Origin of the sequence: Bacillus sp. MRMR6, from assembly GCF_001940785.1 — a bacterium.
Taxonomy (GTDB): domain Bacteria; phylum Bacillota; class Bacilli; order Bacillales; family Cytobacillaceae; genus Neobacillus.
In genome coordinates this window covers 17,323-35,741 of the sequence record NZ_MSLS01000019.1, presented here as the reverse complement: position 1 = coordinate 35,741, position 18,419 = coordinate 17,323, and the positions used below count along the sequence as shown (strand labels likewise).

15 protein-coding genes and 1 pseudogene are annotated in these 18,419 nt (G+C 39.3%); 4 read left to right on the top strand and 12 right to left on the bottom strand.

All coding sequences use genetic code 11. The features are described from left to right. Window positions 1–45 precede the first annotated feature (45 nt). Together BTR25_RS27715 and BTR25_RS16845 are read right to left on the bottom strand one after the other, a co-directional pair. The gene (locus tag BTR25_RS27715; protein WP_175596813.1) at window positions 46–186 is read right to left on the bottom strand and encodes a hypothetical protein; all 141 of its coding nucleotides are present in this window, start codon (window positions 184–186) and stop codon (window positions 46–48) included. Window positions 187–259: 73 nt separating this feature from the next. Then, the gene (locus BTR25_RS16845; RefSeq protein WP_075689209.1) at window positions 260–1,174 is read right to left on the bottom strand and encodes a S66 peptidase family protein; all 915 of its coding nucleotides are present in this window, start codon (window positions 1,172–1,174) and stop codon (window positions 260–262) included. Window positions 1,175–1,396: 222 nt separating this feature from the next. On the opposite strand from BTR25_RS16845, the gene BTR25_RS28495 reads away from it, so the two are divergent. Further along, complete coding sequence (locus BTR25_RS28495; protein ID WP_075689208.1) at window positions 1,397–2,899, top strand: TerD family protein; 1,503 nt, start codon at window positions 1,397–1,399, stop codon at window positions 2,897–2,899. Window positions 2,900–2,989: 90 nt separating this feature from the next. Here the strand turns inward: BTR25_RS28495 and selB are convergent, their stop codons facing one another. Continuing rightward, window positions 2,990–4,870 carry a selenocysteine-specific translation elongation factor gene (gene selB, locus BTR25_RS16835; RefSeq protein WP_075689207.1) on the bottom strand — a complete coding sequence of 627 codons (1,881 nt, stop codon included), beginning with the start codon at window positions 4,868–4,870 and terminating at the stop codon, window positions 2,990–2,992. A 128-nt stretch (window positions 4,871–4,998) separates the two neighbouring features. Beyond that, window positions 4,999–5,787: a type II pantothenate kinase gene (gene coaW, locus BTR25_RS16830; RefSeq protein ID WP_075689206.1), complete on the bottom strand. Its 789-nt coding sequence runs from the start codon at window positions 5,785–5,787 to the stop codon at window positions 4,999–5,001. Window positions 5,788–5,949: 162 nt separating this feature from the next. On the opposite strand from coaW, the gene BTR25_RS16825 reads away from it, so the two are divergent. From BTR25_RS16825 to BTR25_RS16815, 3 genes are all read left to right on the top strand, one after another. After that, window positions 5,950–6,357 (top strand): hypothetical protein, encoded by a 408-nt coding sequence (locus tag BTR25_RS16825; RefSeq protein WP_075689205.1) that lies wholly within the window; start codon window positions 5,950–5,952, stop codon window positions 6,355–6,357. Between the two features lie 312 nt (window positions 6,358–6,669). Then, the gene (locus tag BTR25_RS16820) at window positions 6,670–7,149 is read left to right on the top strand and encodes a GNAT family N-acetyltransferase (protein ID WP_075689204.1); all 480 of its coding nucleotides are present in this window, start codon (window positions 6,670–6,672) and stop codon (window positions 7,147–7,149) included. 191 nt (window positions 7,150–7,340) lie between these two features. Beyond that, complete coding sequence (locus tag BTR25_RS16815) at window positions 7,341–7,928, top strand: DedA family protein (protein WP_175596818.1); 588 nt, start codon at window positions 7,341–7,343, stop codon at window positions 7,926–7,928. Window positions 7,929–7,984: 56 nt separating this feature from the next. Here the strand turns inward: BTR25_RS16815 and BTR25_RS16810 are convergent, their stop codons facing one another. The 8 genes and pseudogenes from BTR25_RS16810 to cypC form a co-directional block, all read right to left on the bottom strand. Next, window positions 7,985–8,443, bottom strand: coding sequence for a GNAT family N-acetyltransferase (locus tag BTR25_RS16810; protein ID WP_075689203.1), 459 nt, complete (start codon window positions 8,441–8,443; stop codon window positions 7,985–7,987). Window positions 8,444–8,539: 96 nt separating this feature from the next. Then, the gene (locus BTR25_RS16805) at window positions 8,540–9,373 is read right to left on the bottom strand and encodes a YwaF family protein (RefSeq protein WP_139311269.1); all 834 of its coding nucleotides are present in this window, start codon (window positions 9,371–9,373) and stop codon (window positions 8,540–8,542) included. Between the two features lie 153 nt (window positions 9,374–9,526). Beyond that, complete coding sequence (locus tag BTR25_RS16800; protein ID WP_075689202.1) at window positions 9,527–12,664, bottom strand: SbcC/MukB-like Walker B domain-containing protein; 3,138 nt, start codon at window positions 12,662–12,664, stop codon at window positions 9,527–9,529. Then, on the bottom strand, window positions 12,661–13,806 hold the full coding sequence (locus BTR25_RS16795) for an exonuclease SbcCD subunit D (RefSeq protein ID WP_075689201.1): 1,146 nt from the start codon (window positions 13,804–13,806) through the stop codon (window positions 12,661–12,663). The genes BTR25_RS16800 and BTR25_RS16795 overlap by 4 nt, the downstream gene beginning before the upstream one ends. Before the next feature lie 315 nt (window positions 13,807–14,121). Further along, the gene (locus tag BTR25_RS16790) at window positions 14,122–14,322 is read right to left on the bottom strand and encodes a cold-shock protein (protein ID WP_075689200.1); all 201 of its coding nucleotides are present in this window, start codon (window positions 14,320–14,322) and stop codon (window positions 14,122–14,124) included. Between the two features lie 261 nt (window positions 14,323–14,583). Further along, on the bottom strand, window positions 14,584–16,392 hold the full coding sequence (locus BTR25_RS16785) for a TIGR04190 family B12-binding domain/radical SAM domain protein (protein ID WP_075689199.1): 1,809 nt from the start codon (window positions 16,390–16,392) through the stop codon (window positions 14,584–14,586). Window positions 16,393–16,613: 221 nt separating this feature from the next. After that, window positions 16,614–16,724 (bottom strand): annotated as a pseudogene (locus BTR25_RS26890) (transcriptional regulator); the annotation flags it as partial. Window positions 16,725–17,121: 397 nt separating this feature from the next. Beyond that, window positions 17,122–18,381 carry a CYP152 family fatty-acid peroxygenase CypC gene (gene cypC, locus BTR25_RS16780; RefSeq protein WP_075689198.1) on the bottom strand — a complete coding sequence of 420 codons (1,260 nt, stop codon included), beginning with the start codon at window positions 18,379–18,381 and terminating at the stop codon, window positions 17,122–17,124. Window positions 18,382–18,419 lie beyond the last annotated feature (38 nt).

Below are 18,419 nucleotides of genomic sequence, written 5' to 3'. Positions count from 1 at the left end.
TGAATGGTAGTGTATGCCTATTGAGTCTATTTATGCTTTATCCTGTTAGAAAAATGTCTTCACAATCTCCTCATGGCTATTACATTCCTTACAAATATATTCAATTTCTAAGGCATCTTCCCTTGCCACATGCTCGGTTTCTTTACCACATGTTTCACAGTATCTTTGCACTTGTTTCGTCTTCACTTGGCCACCTCATTAAATGTATTTAAACTTGTTCTTTCCAAGTGAAGAAAATCTATTCATTTTCATTTTTGAACTATATGATTCCACCCTCAATCATTAGACTTTTATCAGTTGTATTCATGGTTGTGTGAACACCAAGGGGCACAGCAATCTGCGGGTTACAGTGACCCATCATAAATCCTTTTATAGATGGTTTATCAGCTTCTTTTAGATAATGTTCAAGAACTTCCTCTAATGACAGTGACTTGCTGCTTTGAGGGGTGCAATCACAAAAATCACCGACAATCACCCCATTTAGTTCTTTTAGTTTTCCAGCCATCTTTAGCTGATTTAACATACGATCAACTACTCGGGGTTCTTCATTTATCTCTTCGATTAACAACATTTTCCCTCTTGTATCGATTTCAAATCGAGTGCCAAGTGTGCTTACTATAAGCGACAAGTTCCCACCTACTAATTCACCGCTTGCTCTCCCTTCTACTATTGTTGCTAATCTTGAAAGATGCTCGGTATACACAATGGTAGTGGGGTGAAATAATTGCTGAAATCCTTGTTTAGATAATGGATTAGTCTCTTTTTTCCCCATATCTGACCCTAGCATTGGCCCATGAAACGTAATCAATCCTGTTTCTTGACGAATGGCAGTATGTAAAAAAGTAATATCACTGTATCCCCAAAAAATTTTAGGATTGTTTTTTATAATCTCATAATTTATTTCTGAAGCGATTCTTCCTGTTCCATATCCACCACAAGCACAAATAATGGCTTTCACTTCGGTATCGAGAAACATTTCATGGATATCCGCCAATCTTTCCTGATCGCTCCCTGCCAAATACCCCAAGGTCTGATTAACACTCTTACCGACCTTGACCTTAAGCCCCAGCTCCTTTAAAAAATCAATCCCTCTCTCTACATTTTCTATGTTAGGCGGGCTCGCGGGAGCAATCACTCCAACAGTATCTCCTCGATTTAAACGATTGGGTTTCATCGCCGTACCCCTTCCTGCATTTTTACTAGTCTATGTGCAGATCACAAGAGGAATGTTTTTAATTCTTAAGTACAGAATAAACGAGGAAAAATGAAACCTCCTGCCCAAAAATACGTATTGTTTGATAGGTTAAGGCTTTTGTATTGAAAGTAAGTTCTAACCCCTTCATAATTAGACTTATAATGATAAAAGAACTAGTAAATTGGATTAGGAGTGAAAATATTGGGTGTAACACTTAGTAAAGGTCAAAAAGTTGATTTAACCAAGGCTCATCCCGGATTGCAAAATGTAGTAGTTGGCTTAGGCTGGGATACTAATCAGCAAGGTTCAAACTTTGATTTAGATGCTTCTAGTTTCTTATTAGGACAATCAGGGAAGGTCCAAAGTGATCAGGATTTTATTTTTTATAATAATCCTACTGGTGGAAATGGATCGATTGTCTACACAGGTGATAATCGAACAGGAGCGGGGCATCAAGATGATGAACAAATTAGGATCGATTTAAAGCGAGTTCCAGAGCACATCCACCGAGTTGCTTTTACGATTACGATTCATGATGCATATGCCAAAGGGCAAAATTTCGGCCAAATTTCTAATTCATATGTACGAATCTTTAACGAACAAACAAATGAGGAGCTGTTGCGCTTTAATCTTGGACGAGACTTTACAATTGAAACAGCGATTGTAGCAGCAGAGCTTTACCGCCATAACGGCGAGTGGAAGTTTAATGCGATTGCAAGCGGTTTCCAGGGGGGACTTGCTGCCTTATGCCGCAACTTTGGTGTAACCGTGGACGATGCTCCAGCTCCATCAACACCGCCGCCCGTCCAGCAGCCTTCCTATCAGCAGAACCAAAGTAATCAACAAAATTCTTTCAATAGTCAGAACCAATTTAATAACCACCCATATAACAATAACCCTTATCAACAAAATCAAAATAATTCATCTCAACAAAACCATAATAACTCATACCAACAAAACCAACCGCAACAACCTATTCAGTTACAGCCGGAATCGTCGTATACACAGCCAGCTTACGGATATCCTACACAAACCTACCCATCGTCTGCGAATACACAGCATTCGCATGGTTCAGGTGATATGTTCTGTCCACGTTGCCATTCTAACAATATTCGTACAGGGCAAAAGGGCTTTGGCCTTGGTAAGGCAGCAATCGGTGGTTTAATTCTAGGTCCTGTCGGTTTGCTTGGAGGTTTCATTGGTAAAAATCAATTAAAATTCACTTGTAACAGCTGTGGTAATGCCTGGTCCCCTAACCAAACAGATTATGCGGAATGGGCAAATCAGCAAAAGCGAAAAGCACAAGAGCTGTTTAACCGCTACAAGAGCCAGGACGTATTAGAAGCCGTTGTCGCAGCCTGCGCCCTAGTTTCGATGGCAGATGGCTACATAGACGCATCAGAGCGCCAAAAGATGATTGAATTTGTTCATTCGAGTGAAGAATTAAGAGTTTTTGACAGCAATAAAGTCATCCAGCGTTTTAACTACTTCGTATCTAGGATTGAAATGGACCGGATGATTGGCCGTGCTGAAGCATTTCGTGCTCTTGGTAAAATAAGATCCAAGCCGGAAATCGCTCGATTAGTTGCACGTTATTGTATTGCAATCGGTTATGCTGATGGCAACTTCGACCACAGTGAAATGCAAATGGTCAGCGATATTTGCCGCGAACTCGGCTTAAATCCTGGAGAGTTCTTATCTTAAAAAATATCCAAACCCCACTAGACCTACGATATCTAGTGGGGTGTTTTTGGGTGTTGGACGCCCACTACTTAGGTTGTGGTCCTTTCTTTATTACTGCCAAACACGCTTGTTCTCAAATCTTTTGGTAAGCTTCAATGCATCTAACTTTTCTAAAAATGGAATCATGTATTTACGTGAGAGGTCGAGGATTTCTTTTGCGTCTCCTACTTCGAATTCGGCACCCGTTCCGTTACGAAGTTTTTCTACGGCACCTTTAAACACTTCACCAAGATAGGCAAATTGGTCATCCAAATGGACCACCCGTCCATCATCTTCAAGGAAGCGCCTTAAATCAGCTTCCAAATGATCAGGTATACCGGAACCAGCAAAATAATCCTTGTAATACTTCACCTTCATACCGTCCTTTTTTAATTCCTCCAGCATATTTTCTGCCCGTTTCTGCCAGCTTTTTGGAACATGTGGTTGAAAGTCCGCTAGAAAGACAAACTGCTCTCTTCGGTTAAAAGCCCCATTTGCTATCCCGTTTTCAACAACAAAATCAAGCAGTGACTTTGGAAATCTTTTTACCATCGATTGGAGAAGTTCTGCTTTATTAAGGCCGATTTTCATAGAATTCAACTGATGATATTCTTGTAAACGGTCATAGATATCCTCTTCTACGCTATCAACTAATGTTTGCAGCGTATACTCTTTTCCGTTGTATAAAACAAAGTCCGTATCATCCAAAAACTCAGTCAGCGTAGCTTCGTCTAAGGCTATCCGCTTGATTAACTCATTAAGCGGCAGACTTTTCGCCTCAAATAAAGCTGCAATCATTCTTTCTTTCGGAGAACCTTCCTTCTTTTTCTCAAGTTCCTCAATGGTTTCATTGCCAAATCGGTATTTATTGCCGCGGGGGTCAATTATCCACCCGCCGCCAATTGTCTCCTGCGGACTTGGACGACGCAAAATAAAACGATCTCCTCGTTTTGTTAAAATCTCTTCCTCAAGCCGGAGCTGACAAAGAATTTCCCCGTTCTCTTCCTTCAACTCATTACGATCAAAGAAAACAATTCGGCCCATGACCTCTGCGGTTCCGATATGCAGCTTAATGGGCATCCGCTGTTTGACCATATGTTCAAGCTCTTCGACCACTCGAATCGCCACATCTAAGGTCTTCGTCACGATAAAATGCTCGGATGTGACGAGAACATCTCCCCGCTCCAGATCTTCTTTTGAGACTCCAGAAAGATTAATCGCTGTCCGTTGTCCAGCATACGCCTTTTGAGCAGGATGGTGGTGAACTTGTATTTGCCGTGCTCGTACTTCCAACCCCTTCGGCATAATCTTTAATGCTTGTCCTTCTTCCACTGTTCCTTCGTATACGGTTCCGCGAACCACCGTTCCTTGGCCTTTTACAGTAAATACCTGGTCAATTGGCAACCGGAATGCTCCTTTGGCGTCACGCATTTCTCGTTCTTTTAATGTCCTAATAATTAAATCCTTAATGTCTTCAATCCCTTTTTTCGAGAGACTGTCCACCATAACAAATGGGACGTCTTCAAAGACAGTGCCAGTGAGTTCTTCTAAGATATCATCTTTCACCAGTTCAACGAATTCTTCGTCCACACGATCAATCTTTGTAATCGCAATGATTCCATTCTGCACTCCTAAAAACTTAAGAATCTCCAAATGTTCTCTTGTTTGCGGCATAACACCCTCATCAGCAGCCACAACCAGCACCACCAAATCAATTCCGGCAACACCGGCAATCATTTGTCGAATAAAACGTTCATGTCCAGGTACATCAATTACAGAGATTTGAATTTCTTTGTCTTCATATAATGGTGCAAATCCGAGTTCAATCGAGATTTGACGTTCTTTTTCTTCTTTTAAGCGATCCGTATCGACATTAGTTAATGCCTTCGTTAACGAAGTTTTCCCATGGTCAATATGACCGGCCATGCCGATTGTAAAATAACGTTTCTCCAAGAATTCCACCTACTTTTCCCGCATTAATACAACTAACCATCAGTGAAACCCCCACTGATGGAAGTTTCATTTTAACTAACTTCTCTTCTACTTTAGCTTTATTATTCGCACAGTTCAAGCGAACGTTTTTAGACAGATTGGTAAGCACCCATTGCGCCGCAATATTCTCCATTAGCTAAAAACTCAAAGGATAGACCGACCATGTTAAGATAAAACTCCAAACCTTTCTTTAAAGATGGATTACCAGTCAGCGCACTGCCAATCATAACAATATCTTTAATTGAATGAAGACCAGCAGTTTGTAAAGTTAGTAAGGTAATCGTTTCGGCAATCATATTTGAGAGCGATGCCATCCTGTCGGCTTCTGATTGCTCCACCTTTGTTCCTTTCGCAAAATTGGCAGCCGTTAACTCCCCATCAATCGGGGCTTCTGAGGATTGATAGATATCTTTTACAAGCAAGTCCACATTCCCTTTTATACCCTTAGCCGCAAGCTCCGACAACTTAAAGTAATTGGATGAGGTGGCTAATAAAGACCCTAGGCCTGTGAAGGTACCTCCACCAACCCCACTTCCTAGAACCCGTTCATAGTGTTCACCCTTAATAACATACCATGATGTTCCTGTCCCGATATTAACAAGGAGAAAGGGATTTACCCTTTTCTCTTTTAGAAAAAATAAGGCTCCTTCACAGGTTGCTTGAAATTCGGGAACAACTACAGCTTGGGGAAAATACTGTTGCTTAATGAATTCCGCCTTTCCACCCGTTAAGGCAACCTTGTGCAATGAAATCACTTTTAACCATGCCATAACCTGATTCAACTCATCAATTTGATATATTTTATAATGCATTTTGTCCTGCTCTTCGTAAACAACTTTGATTAACGAACCACCTGCATCAATCCCAGCCATTGTCATCTGCAAACTCTCCCTCATCCTGTACCATGTTTTATAATGTATTAGACAATCTACTTGAATTTCCTGCTGTACAATTCATGAATCTTTCATATTCGAACCGTTCATAGTCTGATTTATTATGCTATCTTGAAGAAGGAGATTATTAGACAAAGGACGAAGCACATGAAAAAAAACATTTTTACGATACTAATTGGACTTACTCTACTGGGCGGCTGTCAAAACACTGTACCAAAGGCTGCTGAAAAGGAGAAACCAACAGAAGCACAGCAGCAGCCTGTTGACTCAGTCAAAGATGCATCTTTCCCCTATCAAAGTTTATTGTCAGAGGATGAGCAATCCTATACCTTGCTTGTAATTGGAGAAATCGATGAGCAAAATCCGATTGAAGAAAACGAGGAAATTATGGAGGCTGTAAGCAATATTTTAAGTCTGCCAAAACTGGAAACGGCACAAAAAGCTTATCCTGAACTAGACCTTGAAGGTGAAACAGTCTACCTTCTTTTCGACAACCAAGGAATTGTCTTTGAAGGGAAAGAACTAAAAGAACTTACAACATTTTTAGAAAAGTAAAACAGAGCCGAATTTAAATTCGGCTTTTCTCTTTATTTAATTCCCTCAACTTCAACTCCATCTAACTTCACTGTATGTTCCTCGAATAACTCCCATGCATAATGCCGGATAAGTTCAGGACTTATTTGTTCCCATTCTATAAGGCTTGGTGACTCACTGTCTCTAAAAAAATGTGCCGATAACCCTTAATAAAAACACTCTACTAAGTTATTAGATGAAATTTTACAAAAGTCCTCTATTTTCTCATTTTTAAAGGAATTTACAGGATGTGTGTCAAAAATTAATGATTGAGAACTTTCTTGGAGGCTGCAGATGATAAAACTTGTTAATGTAGGTAAAGAAGAAGAACAAATTTTACATAACTTAATGCAATTCTATATTTACGAATTTAGTCAATATTTACCCGTGATAACGTTAGAAAACAACGGAGCTTATAAACCTTTTGATTTAACTCCGTATTGGAGTAACTCTAACCATCATCCTTTTTTTATTAAACGGGAAAACGAACTGGTTGGTTTTGCACTTGTTGAAAGTGCTACAGAAACAGAACCAAACTGTATTCTCGAATTTTTTGTCATAAGGAAATACAAGGGTCAAGGGTACGGTAAAATTGCGGCTGCTGAATTATTCAGGATGTTCCCTGGAAAATGGCATATAACCCAAATCGAAAAGAATGTACCTGCACAAGCATTTTGGAGGAGCACAATTTCTTCCTTTACAGGGGGAAAATTCACCGAGAAATTTGTAAACGGAAAATTTATTCAGGAATTCGATACAAACTCCTTAAAATAATAGAGAAGGAAGATTCCAATAGGAGTCTTCCTTTTTTACTATAAAAAATATCTACTAGGCAATACTTGTTAATCCTCTCTCAGCATTTCTATGGTATAATTTTTTCTTGTTAATGTTTTTTTGAATAATACTTGTCTATATTAAAAACGGCAAAATTAATATCTTGGAGGTATATTGTGGAAGCTCTCATTATGCAAATGATTGAAGCTTTTAAAGAGCTATCATATTTTGGCATTGCGCTTGCATTAACACTTGAATTTGTCCCAGCCGAGCTTGTGTTACCATTAGCAGGTTATTGGGTGTATCAAGGTGAAATGAATCTATTCGGAGCCATCCTTGCAGGCTCAATTGGCGGAGTCCTCGGTCCACTGACCTTATACGCTCTAGGTCGTTATGGCGGCAGGGTTGCGATTTTAAAATTCGGAAAATATTTTTTTATAAAAGAAGAACATATGGACAAATCAGATCAATTTTTCGAGAAGTATGGTGGAGCTGTGGCATTTTTGGGGCGATTTATTCCTGGAGTTAGAACAGCTATTTCCATTCCATGTGGTATTGCCAAGATGAGTGTCTGGAAATTTATCATTTACACCTATTTAGCTATGCTTCCAGTAACAGCAGTTTATGTTTATCTAGGCTATGTACTTGGACCGCAATGGGAAAGTGCAGGCGAAATTTTCAGTCAATACGCAAACTATTTGTTAATTCCGATTGCACTGTTAATTATTTGGATGTTTGTAAAAAAGAAGAAAACTAAACGTACAGCACTAATAGATTGAGGAAAGAGGCTGATTCTAGGTTGTTTGATAACAACATTTCGAATCAGCCTCTTTTTTCAATAAAGCCTTTCTTTTTTTAAACTACTTATATATAACCCTGGTGCAACTTCGATTTCTGTTTCTAATTGATAGTCATTTTTCTGATAGAGTTTTTTTGCAGGAAAATTGTCCTTTCCAGTGGATACGCGAATGATTGGTACTGCTGGCTCCATTTCCTCTACTGCTGTCAATAACTTATGCGCGATTCCTTTTCGGAAATGATTAGGATGAACTACCATACGGCAAATGGTTAATTCCTCTCTTTTTTTCGTAAAAGAAACGGCACCTGCCAGTTCATCATCCTCAAAGTACCCTAAGAAGGTTTCCCCACATTCTATTAGCTCCTCGATACTCTCTTTAAGTGGTGGTATGTCATAAAAATTTATTAATTTTGCCTCGATTAAATAAGCTAGCCTTTGCAGCGAAAATAATTCCTGGATAAGCGTTTGATTCTCTAAGTCAATTTTTCTAATCATTTCTTTGATCCTTTCTAGAGAAATGCAACGCTCTATACATTCGACAAAATCTGTTTTATACCCTTTTTTATTAGCAATTGTAAAAAGTCCATCAGTTCAAACCTGATGATGGACTTTAGCGTAGATTTGATATAGCCAGAATGGCAGATATAGTAGCCAGAACGTAGCAAGGGTAATAAGCTCTAGTGGAATTAGATAGTATGGCCATGGTCCTAGATAATCTAACAAAGAGGGGTTAACGGGCTTTTGCGAGATGTACATATAATTTCCCTCTAAGAAAAAGTTCAGTAAAAATACGATACAGGTGTATAGATTTAGATAAAGGAATGCCTTCCACACACTTTTGGCAGTTGGTTTAAATCCTTCCACAAATACGATAAATATATTTGCAATCACAATGCCGCCATGGGATATAAAAAAGTGAACATAACGAAAATGCGGAAATGTATAAGAACTTATGTCAGGTGTAATCATTGCCTGCAGTGCACTTCCCACACCCGCAAAAAAGGTAAACTCAAACAGCCGATAACTTTTTGTTACCAGCAGAACTGCAGATAACAATAAAGAAATGCTGCTGAGATGCAGTGGCAGTGAATGTTTAATCTCCCAAGCATCAATGTGCCATAGCCACCAATGGAGACTAATTTCAGAAATAATTAAAGTAACCGCTAATCCGATCCTAAAAGTGCGGTTAATCCATAGTGTTCTTAACTGTTTTCGAAAAAGAAAAATCAGAACCATAAATAAAATGAAGGATGCTAATGTTAATTGATGTGTTAACGAGAATAATATAAATACATCATTCCCGTTCTCCTGAAAATACTGTTCCATTCCATCACCGCTGTTTTTTACTATAATATTCCAAAACGTAGGAGAAAGGATACCACTGTCCGCAACTATTTCTCGCCATCCGCAACTATTTCTCGCCATCCGCAACTATTTCCCGCCATCCGCAACTAATTTCCGCTATCCGCAACTATTTCTCGCCATCCGCAACTAATTTCCACCATCCGCAACTATTTCTCGCCATCCGCAACTAATTTCAACGAAAAAAAGAGTGCACAACCGGCACTCTTTTTCAAATTAATTTGTAAACATGAATTCTGTCTTACTTCCCGTCTGACCAGAAGTTACTTCGAGTCTGACATCAATCCGTTCCTTTAACTCTGGCACGTGTGAGATAATTCCAACCAAACGGCCGCTGCTTTGGATATCGATTAACGTTTCAATTGCCTGTTCAAGAGATTCAGGGTCTAGTGTTCCAAAGCCTTCATCAATGAACATCGTCTCTAGTGAAACACCACCAGCATAGTTTTGGACAACATCTGCAAGACCTAGTGCAAGTGAAAGGGCTGCTTTAAAGCTTTCCCCGCCAGATAATGTTTTAACATGTCGCTCTTGACCGGTGTACTGGTCATATACAAGCAATTCTAAACCGCTTTGTGCATTCCCCTTTGCTTTGTCTGTTTTTCTAAGCAATTGAAATCTTCCTGCCGTCATCTTCCGTAAACGACCATTCGCCTCACGTAAAATATTATCCAGGAACGAAGCTAGAACAAACCGTTCAAACGTAACCCGTAGATTGTTTTGGCCTCTCGCAATATCATGAAGGTGGCCAATCAGCTTATAGCGCTCCTCCAAAACTTTCATTTGATCATTTAAGCGCACCACCCGAGCATAAATCTCCTCGTTGTCGCGCTTTTTCACAAACAGGTCTGTTCGTTGCTGATTGATCGACTCTCTTTCAACATGAACCTTTTCAAGAGCCGCTTTCAACCCTTCCACATCTGGTGTTTTAACATCCTTTAGAAGCTCGGTTAGCTCCTGTAAACGGTCAGTTACAGAACGCAAATCCTCACGAAACTTGCGTATTTTCAGCTCCAGCTGCTGCACTTCAATATCACTCTTTTTCGCAGAATGATAAACATTATAGTTTTCAAAGCCTTGATCTGTAAGCATGTTTTTAAAACTTTCACGCTCTTGTGTAAGCTCATCTTGTTTCGTACTATGATACTTTTCTGCATCCTGCAATCTAGCAGTCTCTGTAGCTAGTCTTTCTTTAATCGACTGAAGACGCTCCTTAGCTTCTTCTAGCTGCTTGATTAATTGTTCATGCAGTTTTTTAATCTCTGATAAAGTCTTTTCATATGCCGCTTCTGAGCGAAGATTTTCAGGAATCACCGTCATCATTCTTGTTAAATTCGTCTTCTTCTCTGTATACTGAACAGTTAAATCAGTCACCTCAAGTAACAGCTGCTGGATACTTGTATGAATCTTTTGTTTTTCTGTTTCACGCTTCTCAATTTCTAATTTTACATGTTCTAACTGTTTAATTTGTTCTGAGAGTTTTCTTTGCTTTTCTACCAGATTAGTTAGTGCATAAAAAACCTCTGATTTTATATGGTCTACCCGATTTTCTTCAAAATCAGCACGATGAGCGCGTATTTCTTGTAACACCTCATCAATAGCTGACCTCTGTGTTTGTTCTGCTGACTGACTTTGATAATAACTAGATTCTGCCATAGACTTTTCTTTTTCTAAGGCTTCGGCCTGCATTCTTGCAGTCTTTAAATCTTCTTCATTTGGCATATGATTTTGATGATCAGAGGCCGGGGATGGATGATGCTCAGATCCGCAAACTGGACACGCTTCACCCGTTTGCAGCCTTGCTGCTAAAAGCGCAGCCTGGCCATGCATCCACTTATTCTCTAATTCTTCTACAAATACCTTGCTATCATTAAATCGCGCTAAGCTATTTTCATAACGCCCCGTTTTATCCTTGAAATCGACAACGGCCTTTTGATGGCGAGTAAGATAAGCTTCATATTTCTCAATACGGTCAAGCTCTGCTTGCAGCCGCTCTACTTGGCGCTCATTCTCCAAGTAAGTTAACTGTCCTTGTTCAATCGTTAATTTTTGCTGCTGAAGAAAATTTAATCGCTCTTCTAGTAACTGAAGATTTTTCTCTTCTTGGCCCTGCTTTGCCTTCGATGTTTTCAATAATGCCTCCACTGCTGCAGTTTCTTTCCCTAACGCAGCAAACGAATAAACATCCTCTTTCATGCCTACTAAACGATTCATTTCATCTAGACAAGCTTGGCGCTCTGGCTCACGAGCAAGCTCGGTTTGCAAGCGCTCTTCGGACTGTTTTCTTTGGTCCGCTAATATATTCAACTCCGTTTTTATCGCTGTAACATTGGCCATAACCTGATCGACTTCACGCTTTAAACGATGGCAGAGTTCTTCTTGCTTTGCCAATAGAGCAGCTTTTTGTGCAAGTTGAACCTGTTTTTCTTTTTCAACAAACACTTCCCGCTGCTCTTCTAATTGACCTTTCTGAAGCTTCAGTGTTTCCTTTGTTTGCAGTTGCTTTAAGGTCGTCTCCGCTTCAAAAAGCTGTGCTTTTAGGCGGTCCTGTTCTAGTTCCTTTTCCTTAAGAGTTGCATTTAACTGATCAAGCAATTTGGTCATTCCTGCTATTTCTTCCTGCAGCAAGGGCATCATGATGGTGTCATTCACACTTTCAGCCGCTACATATTCTTTTAACGATTCATTCGTTACCGCTTGAATCCGTCGCATCGCCTCGTTTCGTGACAATACCTGGTCCTCAACTGATTTCTTCAAGTCAGATGACTCTGCCTTTAGTTGATCCTCTACCATTTTATAGATTTGGGTATGAAATAACCGCTGCAAAATAACTTCCTTATCTTTACTATCTGAAGTAAGTAGTTTGCGGAACTCTCCTTGCGGAATCATTAAGATTTGCCGGAATTGATTACTGTCAATCAGCATAATTTCCTTAATTTTCTCTTCAACGTCATTAATTTTTGAAGCAATTAATTTCTTCTCTCCGTTTTCACCCCATATAGACAGCTCTGCTTTTGCAGGTATCGTTGTATAACCCTCACCTTTATCTTTCTTCTTTAACTGCTGCGGAAGGCGTGTGATAGAAAACACTTTGCTTCGTAGAGAGAAATCTAGCGAAACCTGAGTCAGTAGATCCTCTTTGGCAAATTGACTGCGTAGTTCAGGTCCGTTACGGTCCTCTCCGCTCGCTTTTCCATAGATGGCATAGCTGATGGCATCAAAAATGGTAGTTTTTCCCGAGCCGGTATTACCAGAAATAACAAACATCGTCCGGTTGCCTAATTCAGTAAAGTCAATCGTTTCCACTTCTGCATAGGGACCAAATGCTTGCATCATTAGTTTTAACGGTTTCACTTTACCATCTCCTCTCGTAACACCTTTTCAATCACTTCTGCCATTGCATCCTTTTTATCAGCTGTAAATTCTGAGGTAGTCATTTCTGAATAAAATTGCTCAAACAACTCAAGCTCCGACTTTTTCTCACCCTGAATAGCACTGAAGGATTGCTTCTTTTTCATGTCCGTAATATCAATTTTTCGTTCTAGGTGGAGAACATTTGGATACACCTGGCGTAATTTATTGATAGGATCGATTAATGCACCTTCATCATGCAAAGTAATTTTTAAGTAATCATGCAGTTTTTCTTTTTCATAAAACTGAGGATCCAACAATTCTTCCAAATAACCTTCTAATTCTCGTAAGTCATGTGTAGGTGTCAGCGAACGGTATCGATGTGAAAATTGACCCTTTTCATCCATTTCAATAATACTAATCGACTTATTATGCTTTGCCTCAGAAAATGAATATTTTAATAGTGAGCCTGAATATTTAACTGTCTCATGCTTGATTGCTTCAGGACTATGCAGATGGCCAAGCGCTGTATAGGAAAACGGACTAAATAATTCGGCATCGACACATCCTGATGCCCCTACTGATAATACTCGTTCTGAATCTGATACCTGTCCTCCTAAGACGAACGCATGTCCAACCAAAACATTCGGTTCGTTTGGATTGATTGTCTCTTCCATCCTACTAATAAGAGCCTTCATCGCCTCTTGATGGGAGTGGATAGAATCGTCCTGGAGAAGCTGTCTGACAACACCCGGTTCAGCATATGGTACTAAATAAAAGTTTACTCCGTTGATTTGAACTGGCTTAAAGCTATTTGTGATTTTACCGGAAAGATAGAATTGACTGTGCTGATACCACGAACTGCCAAATGAGAGACGCTCTGCGCTATCATGGTTTCCGGCAATGGCTACTACTGGAGTTTTTAACTCAACATTTATTTTAAAAAGAATTTCGTCTAGGAGATCGACTGCGTCTGTTGGAGGAACGGACCGGTCATAAAGGTCGCCGGCAATGACAACTGCATCTGGCTTTTCTTCGGCCACAATACTTACAAACTGCTCAAGAACCTCACGTTGGTTTTCTGTCATATAAACACCATGAACCAATTTACCTAAATGCCAATCGGCGGTATGGATAAATTTCATCTTTTCACCCCATCTTAATAAACTCATAATTACTATTATAGCAAAATACCAACTGCTTTGAGGTTGGAAAGATAAAGAAAACTCGCCGATTGGCGAGCCCCTTAGGGCGAAGACACAGGCGTAGTTACGCTTATGCGTATTAAGGAAGTAAAAAAATTAAGTAAAATTTTTATACTTTCTTATTAGCCTAGAAAAACCTGGCATTCGCCTAGAAATAACAGGAACTTCGGGGGATATTATAGGGATATTGAAGAAATGGAAGACATGAAAAAACAGCCGACACTTTGGCAGGCTGTTAAATGGTTGTTTCATAGATTACTTCTTAATTACGTTAGCAGCTTGTGGTCCACGAGCACCTTCAACAACTTCGAAAGAGACTTCTTGACCTTCTTCTAAAGTTTTGAAACCTTCTGTTTGGATAGCAGAAAAGTGAACGAATACGTCGTTTCCATCTTCAGCTTCGATGAATCCGAAACCTTTTTCAGAGTTGAACCATTTTACTTTACCGTTTTTCATGTAAAAAAATCCCCCTATTGGCTAAAGCGTAGCCTTGTGTAAAATTCACCAAATTACAACGTGATAGCTTAAATTCACTTCCTTATCCAAACTTCGGTTAAAACTTTGAACAAGCTTTGAAACATAAATCTAATCTCGTGCAACGGCTGTCTAAAATTTAACATTTTTTAGCTTATTTGTCAATGAAAAAACCACTGAAAACGCCTTATTTTTCTGGATTTCCGCCTTAATTTGTCCTTACGCAGCCCGGAAGAAAAATGATTATTTTCGAACTGTAGAAGAGCTCGTTACCATCACTTTATTTCGGTCAATTTTACCCAATTTACACTTAATATCTTTTATCACATCTTTAATCAGTAGCTCAAGTCCGATATAGGTTAATGAAGGGAAATTGGCAAATAATTTCTTCACTTCCCATTTTAATTCATTCTCCCCGCAAATACTGTGGCGGTTGATTTTGTCCACTTCTTCCTTTATAAGGCCAAGCTCTTGTTTTTGTTCCTCTGCCGGAAGCAGGGCCAATTCATCATGTCGTTTTAGGAATTCAACAGATTTTTTAATTTTCATCTCCACTTCATCATGTACGTCTTTTGTTATGATGTTATATATCCATTTGAATTCATTTAGCCTTAAGGCGGAATCATAGGTGGCTGCAACAATTTCCTCACGCGTCATGCTGTTCGTTTCATAGCTCAGCATATTTTTCCATGATGGCTGCTTCATGGCCTCGCGGAAATCCTCAAGTTTATGACAGAATTTCTTATAGCCATATTTCTCAGGATGTTCAAAGGCAGGACTGCCTGGATCAAGAAATGGTGAAAGTGGGGCAACAAAGTACGAAATCCGTGTACTTTCATTACACTCTTTGTGAATAATTTCACAAAAATCCACATTCCTCATAGCACTCGCGTACGTTTGATTAGGTATTCCGGTCATGAAAAACAAATCAATCTTTGAGCAGTTATGTTTTAGGGCAAATTGAAGCATTTCAATTACTTTGGCATTCGTACAAGGCAGTTTCCCGTTATATTTACGAATCTCTTCATCTGCCGATTCAAGTGTTAGCTCAATACTAAATTTAGGGATTGCTTTATTTAAACGTGCAAAGAATTTCTCATCAGCATAATTAAAAAGTTCAAAAACAAGCTCGTTCTTCAATTTCATCTTTGCTAATCCATCGAGGAATTCATCCACGTACTTTTTTCCGCCCTGCCTGATATCATTTAACAGAAAGATTGGAGCACGGGTAAATCGTTGGATTAGAGCAATGTCTTCTAGCATTTTTTTAGGCGATCTCATCACTAGCTTTTTCCTATTACAGTTCATTTCATAGGCATCCTTTGATCCGCCGCAGATTAAGCAATTGTAGCTGCAACCCTTTGAGGTTAAAATCGCTGTGTTTGGATATTGAATCCATCCTTTATATGGAAGTGGATCTAGTAAATTAAAATATTTAAAGACTGAGCCAATAATATAGCGGTAGCCAGGCAGATTAAATTCATCAAGACTATCTGGGACATAAGTAATCTCATTGTAGAAATATTGATGATCCCGCTTCCAGGTAAGATTTGGAATATCAGCAAATCCTGTACCGTCCCCTTTCTCCAGCTTATTAAGCAGCATCAGTATTAGCTTTTCAGTGGTATCACCGCGCACGACAAAATCAATCCATGGATATTCAATTAATTCCTCATGAAAATAGGTCGAAGATAATCCACCAAATAGTACAGGAGTACCCGGGTGATATTTTTTCACAATTTTCGCTAATTCCACACTGCCATGTGCATGTGGGAGCCAATGAAGATCAATGCCAAATGCCCTGGCTTTGATGTTTCGAATTTTCTTCTCCACATCAAATTTGGGATCTAGTAACATTCTATTTGCAATATTAATGATTTTTACCTTCAAGCCAAAGCGTTCAAGATAGTCACCGATGCTTGTCAACCCAATTGGGTACATTTCAAAAACAGGAGAGGATGGAACGACATCACTAATTGGACCGGTAAAAAGCATTTCTTTTCTGAAATCATAGACGGTTGGTGGATGCAGCAGTACCAAGTCGTAAATCATTTGATCACTTCCTATATTTTCTATATTTTCTATATTGGTTACATTTTAATAGTAAACCAAAAAACGTGGGAAATGGTGGATAAAATATTACAATTAATAGATTTTTTAGAAAACGACATTTGCACTTTTAATACCTTTTTGCCCTTCGAAATTGTAAAAAGCCAAAGTGATTAATTCTTCGGCCCCATGGTTACTTCCTCTTCTTCATCTTTGAACTTATCTTATATTGTTATCGTATCTACATGGTGGTTATTAAAGATTTGGCGGGCAACAGGTAGGAGTTCAATAATCATAGGATCTTTTAAGGTGTAGATTACTTTGTTCCCTTCTTTGATTTCAGTCTTCATCAACCGATTCATAGTGACCTAGGTTTCCTTTAGACTTTAAGATGATAATAACGTTATAGCATTTCCAAAATAAACTAGTTGTTACAAGAAGATAACTATGTTATATTAATTAAGCGATGAGCTGAGTTGTGTAAGTCGAGGAACATTCCTTTATGGAGCACACTATGTGGAGTGTGGTTTTTCGCCTCAATACGCAAAGACGTCTGTTAATTCAGACGTCTTTTTTATTTTTCCAGCAGATTCTTTGTAGCTGTACTATTTCGAGACTGGGGTGAGGGAAGTGTGGCAAAAGGGCTTTTTGAAATGTTTAAAGAAGATTGATTTTTCCTTGTTACAAACGTAGCTTAGTAGGAGCATTTACTTCTGCTTTTTTTTTATCTATTTAACTTTTCCGCTTAACATTACTCATTTTGAAACCACTTTCCGGCAAAGTCGGCATTCGAACTAAGCTATAGCCTAAATCCTGTTCAGGTACATCAAACTCAATTTTATTGACGAGGAAATCTACACTTGCTTTCATGACTTCAATGGTGATTCCCTCACCAGGGCAACGGTGTCCTTTAGCTGGATCTCCTCCACCTTGAGGAATGAAATCAAACAGGCTTCCTTCCCACTCCTCAAACCGCTCTGGTCTAAATACGTTTGGATGATCCCATATCCTATCATCATGATTGGTGCCGTACATATCAAGCAGGACAAGCATACCCTCTTTAAATTCGCAATTATTCCAAATAAAATCCTTCCCTGCCCTAGCACCTAAAAAAGGACCAAAAGGATAATAACGGCGAACCTCCTGAACAAACAGGTCAAAGTATGAAACATCTCCATTTTGAAGTTTCTCCCTGCATGCTGGATACTCGTGTAACGCTTTTGCAGCAAAAGTGATAAATGTAGCAATCGCAACAATCGGCCTTAAAACGTTAATGAGTTCTACCGCAGCCATTTGAGAATTTAACTGGCTTCCATCCGGTTGACGGTAAGCAGCTATTTCATATAGCGCCGTCCCTTTCTTGGCCTCAAGTCTGCCGGCCCTAACCTCTTCAATTACACTACTTATCCAATCTTCAACTTTTGGTCTCGCCCTCCTGCCTTTCCAGTGACGCGGTCCAAGTCCACCAAAGGCATCTACCATCGCATAAAAGTCTTCAGCCCTCTCTTTTACTTCGGAATCTGTTAAGGGAACCCCCGCCCATTTGCAGGCAACTTTACACAAAACTTCAAGCGCTTCGTCAAACAGGATAATCTCCTGTGACCCTTCCCATTTACTTATAGATGCCAGCCATTGATCTCTTACCAAATCTGCAACATGTTGTTGCTGGGGTGGTGTCATCAAAGAAATAAAAAGGAGTTTTCGATGGATATGTATTTCTCCGTCCATTGTCTGAATTGCATTTTCACCAAATAAGGTTTTTTGCACTCTTTTCGGCGCAGCTCCATTCCGTTGAAACCGTTCCGAATCATAAAAAACCTTTGCGGCTTCCTCTCCACTCATACAAATAACCCTTTGCCCAAGTAACCGGGCTTCAAAAAGGTTAGACTGATAGTGGTCAATCCTATTCTTTATAAATAAATACCCTTCTCTCATTAGTGCAATACTATTATCAAGACTTTTATCATGTGGGATATGCTCATTGAGTGCCATTAATGTATTAGCTCCTTTTTATTATTTGATGTTAGCTT

Excerpts from the sequence above, each read along its gene's own strand:
- BTR25_RS16845 (WP_075689209.1), bottom strand. The coding sequence starts at position 1,174 with ATGAAACCCAATCGTTTAAATCGAGGAGATACTGTTGGAGTGATTGCT.
- coaW (WP_075689206.1), bottom strand. The coding sequence starts at position 5,787 with ATGACAATGGCTGGGATTGATGCAGGTGGTTCGTTAATCAAAGTTGTT.
- BTR25_RS16825 (WP_075689205.1), top strand. The coding sequence starts at position 5,950 with ATGAAAAAAAACATTTTTACGATACTAATTGGACTTACTCTACTGGGC.
- BTR25_RS16820 (WP_075689204.1), top strand. The coding sequence starts at position 6,670 with ATGATAAAACTTGTTAATGTAGGTAAAGAAGAAGAACAAATTTTACAT.
- BTR25_RS16815 (WP_175596818.1), top strand. The coding sequence starts at position 7,341 with ATGCAAATGATTGAAGCTTTTAAAGAGCTATCATATTTTGGCATTGCG.
- BTR25_RS16810 (WP_075689203.1), bottom strand. The coding sequence starts at position 8,443 with ATGATTAGAAAAATTGACTTAGAGAATCAAACGCTTATCCAGGAATTA.
- BTR25_RS16805 (WP_139311269.1), bottom strand. The coding sequence starts at position 9,373 with ATGGCGAGAAATAGTTGCGGATGGCGAGAAATAGTTGCGGACAGTGGT.
- BTR25_RS16795 (WP_075689201.1), bottom strand. The coding sequence starts at position 13,806 with ATGAAATTTATCCATACCGCCGATTGGCATTTAGGTAAATTGGTTCAT.
- BTR25_RS16790 (WP_075689200.1), bottom strand. The coding sequence starts at position 14,322 with ATGAAAAACGGTAAAGTAAAATGGTTCAACTCTGAAAAAGGTTTCGGA.
- BTR25_RS16785 (WP_075689199.1), bottom strand. The coding sequence starts at position 16,392 with ATGATTTACGACTTGGTACTGCTGCATCCACCAACCGTCTATGATTTC.
- cypC (WP_075689198.1), bottom strand. The coding sequence starts at position 18,381 with ATGGCACTCAATGAGCATATCCCACATGATAAAAGTCTTGATAATAGT.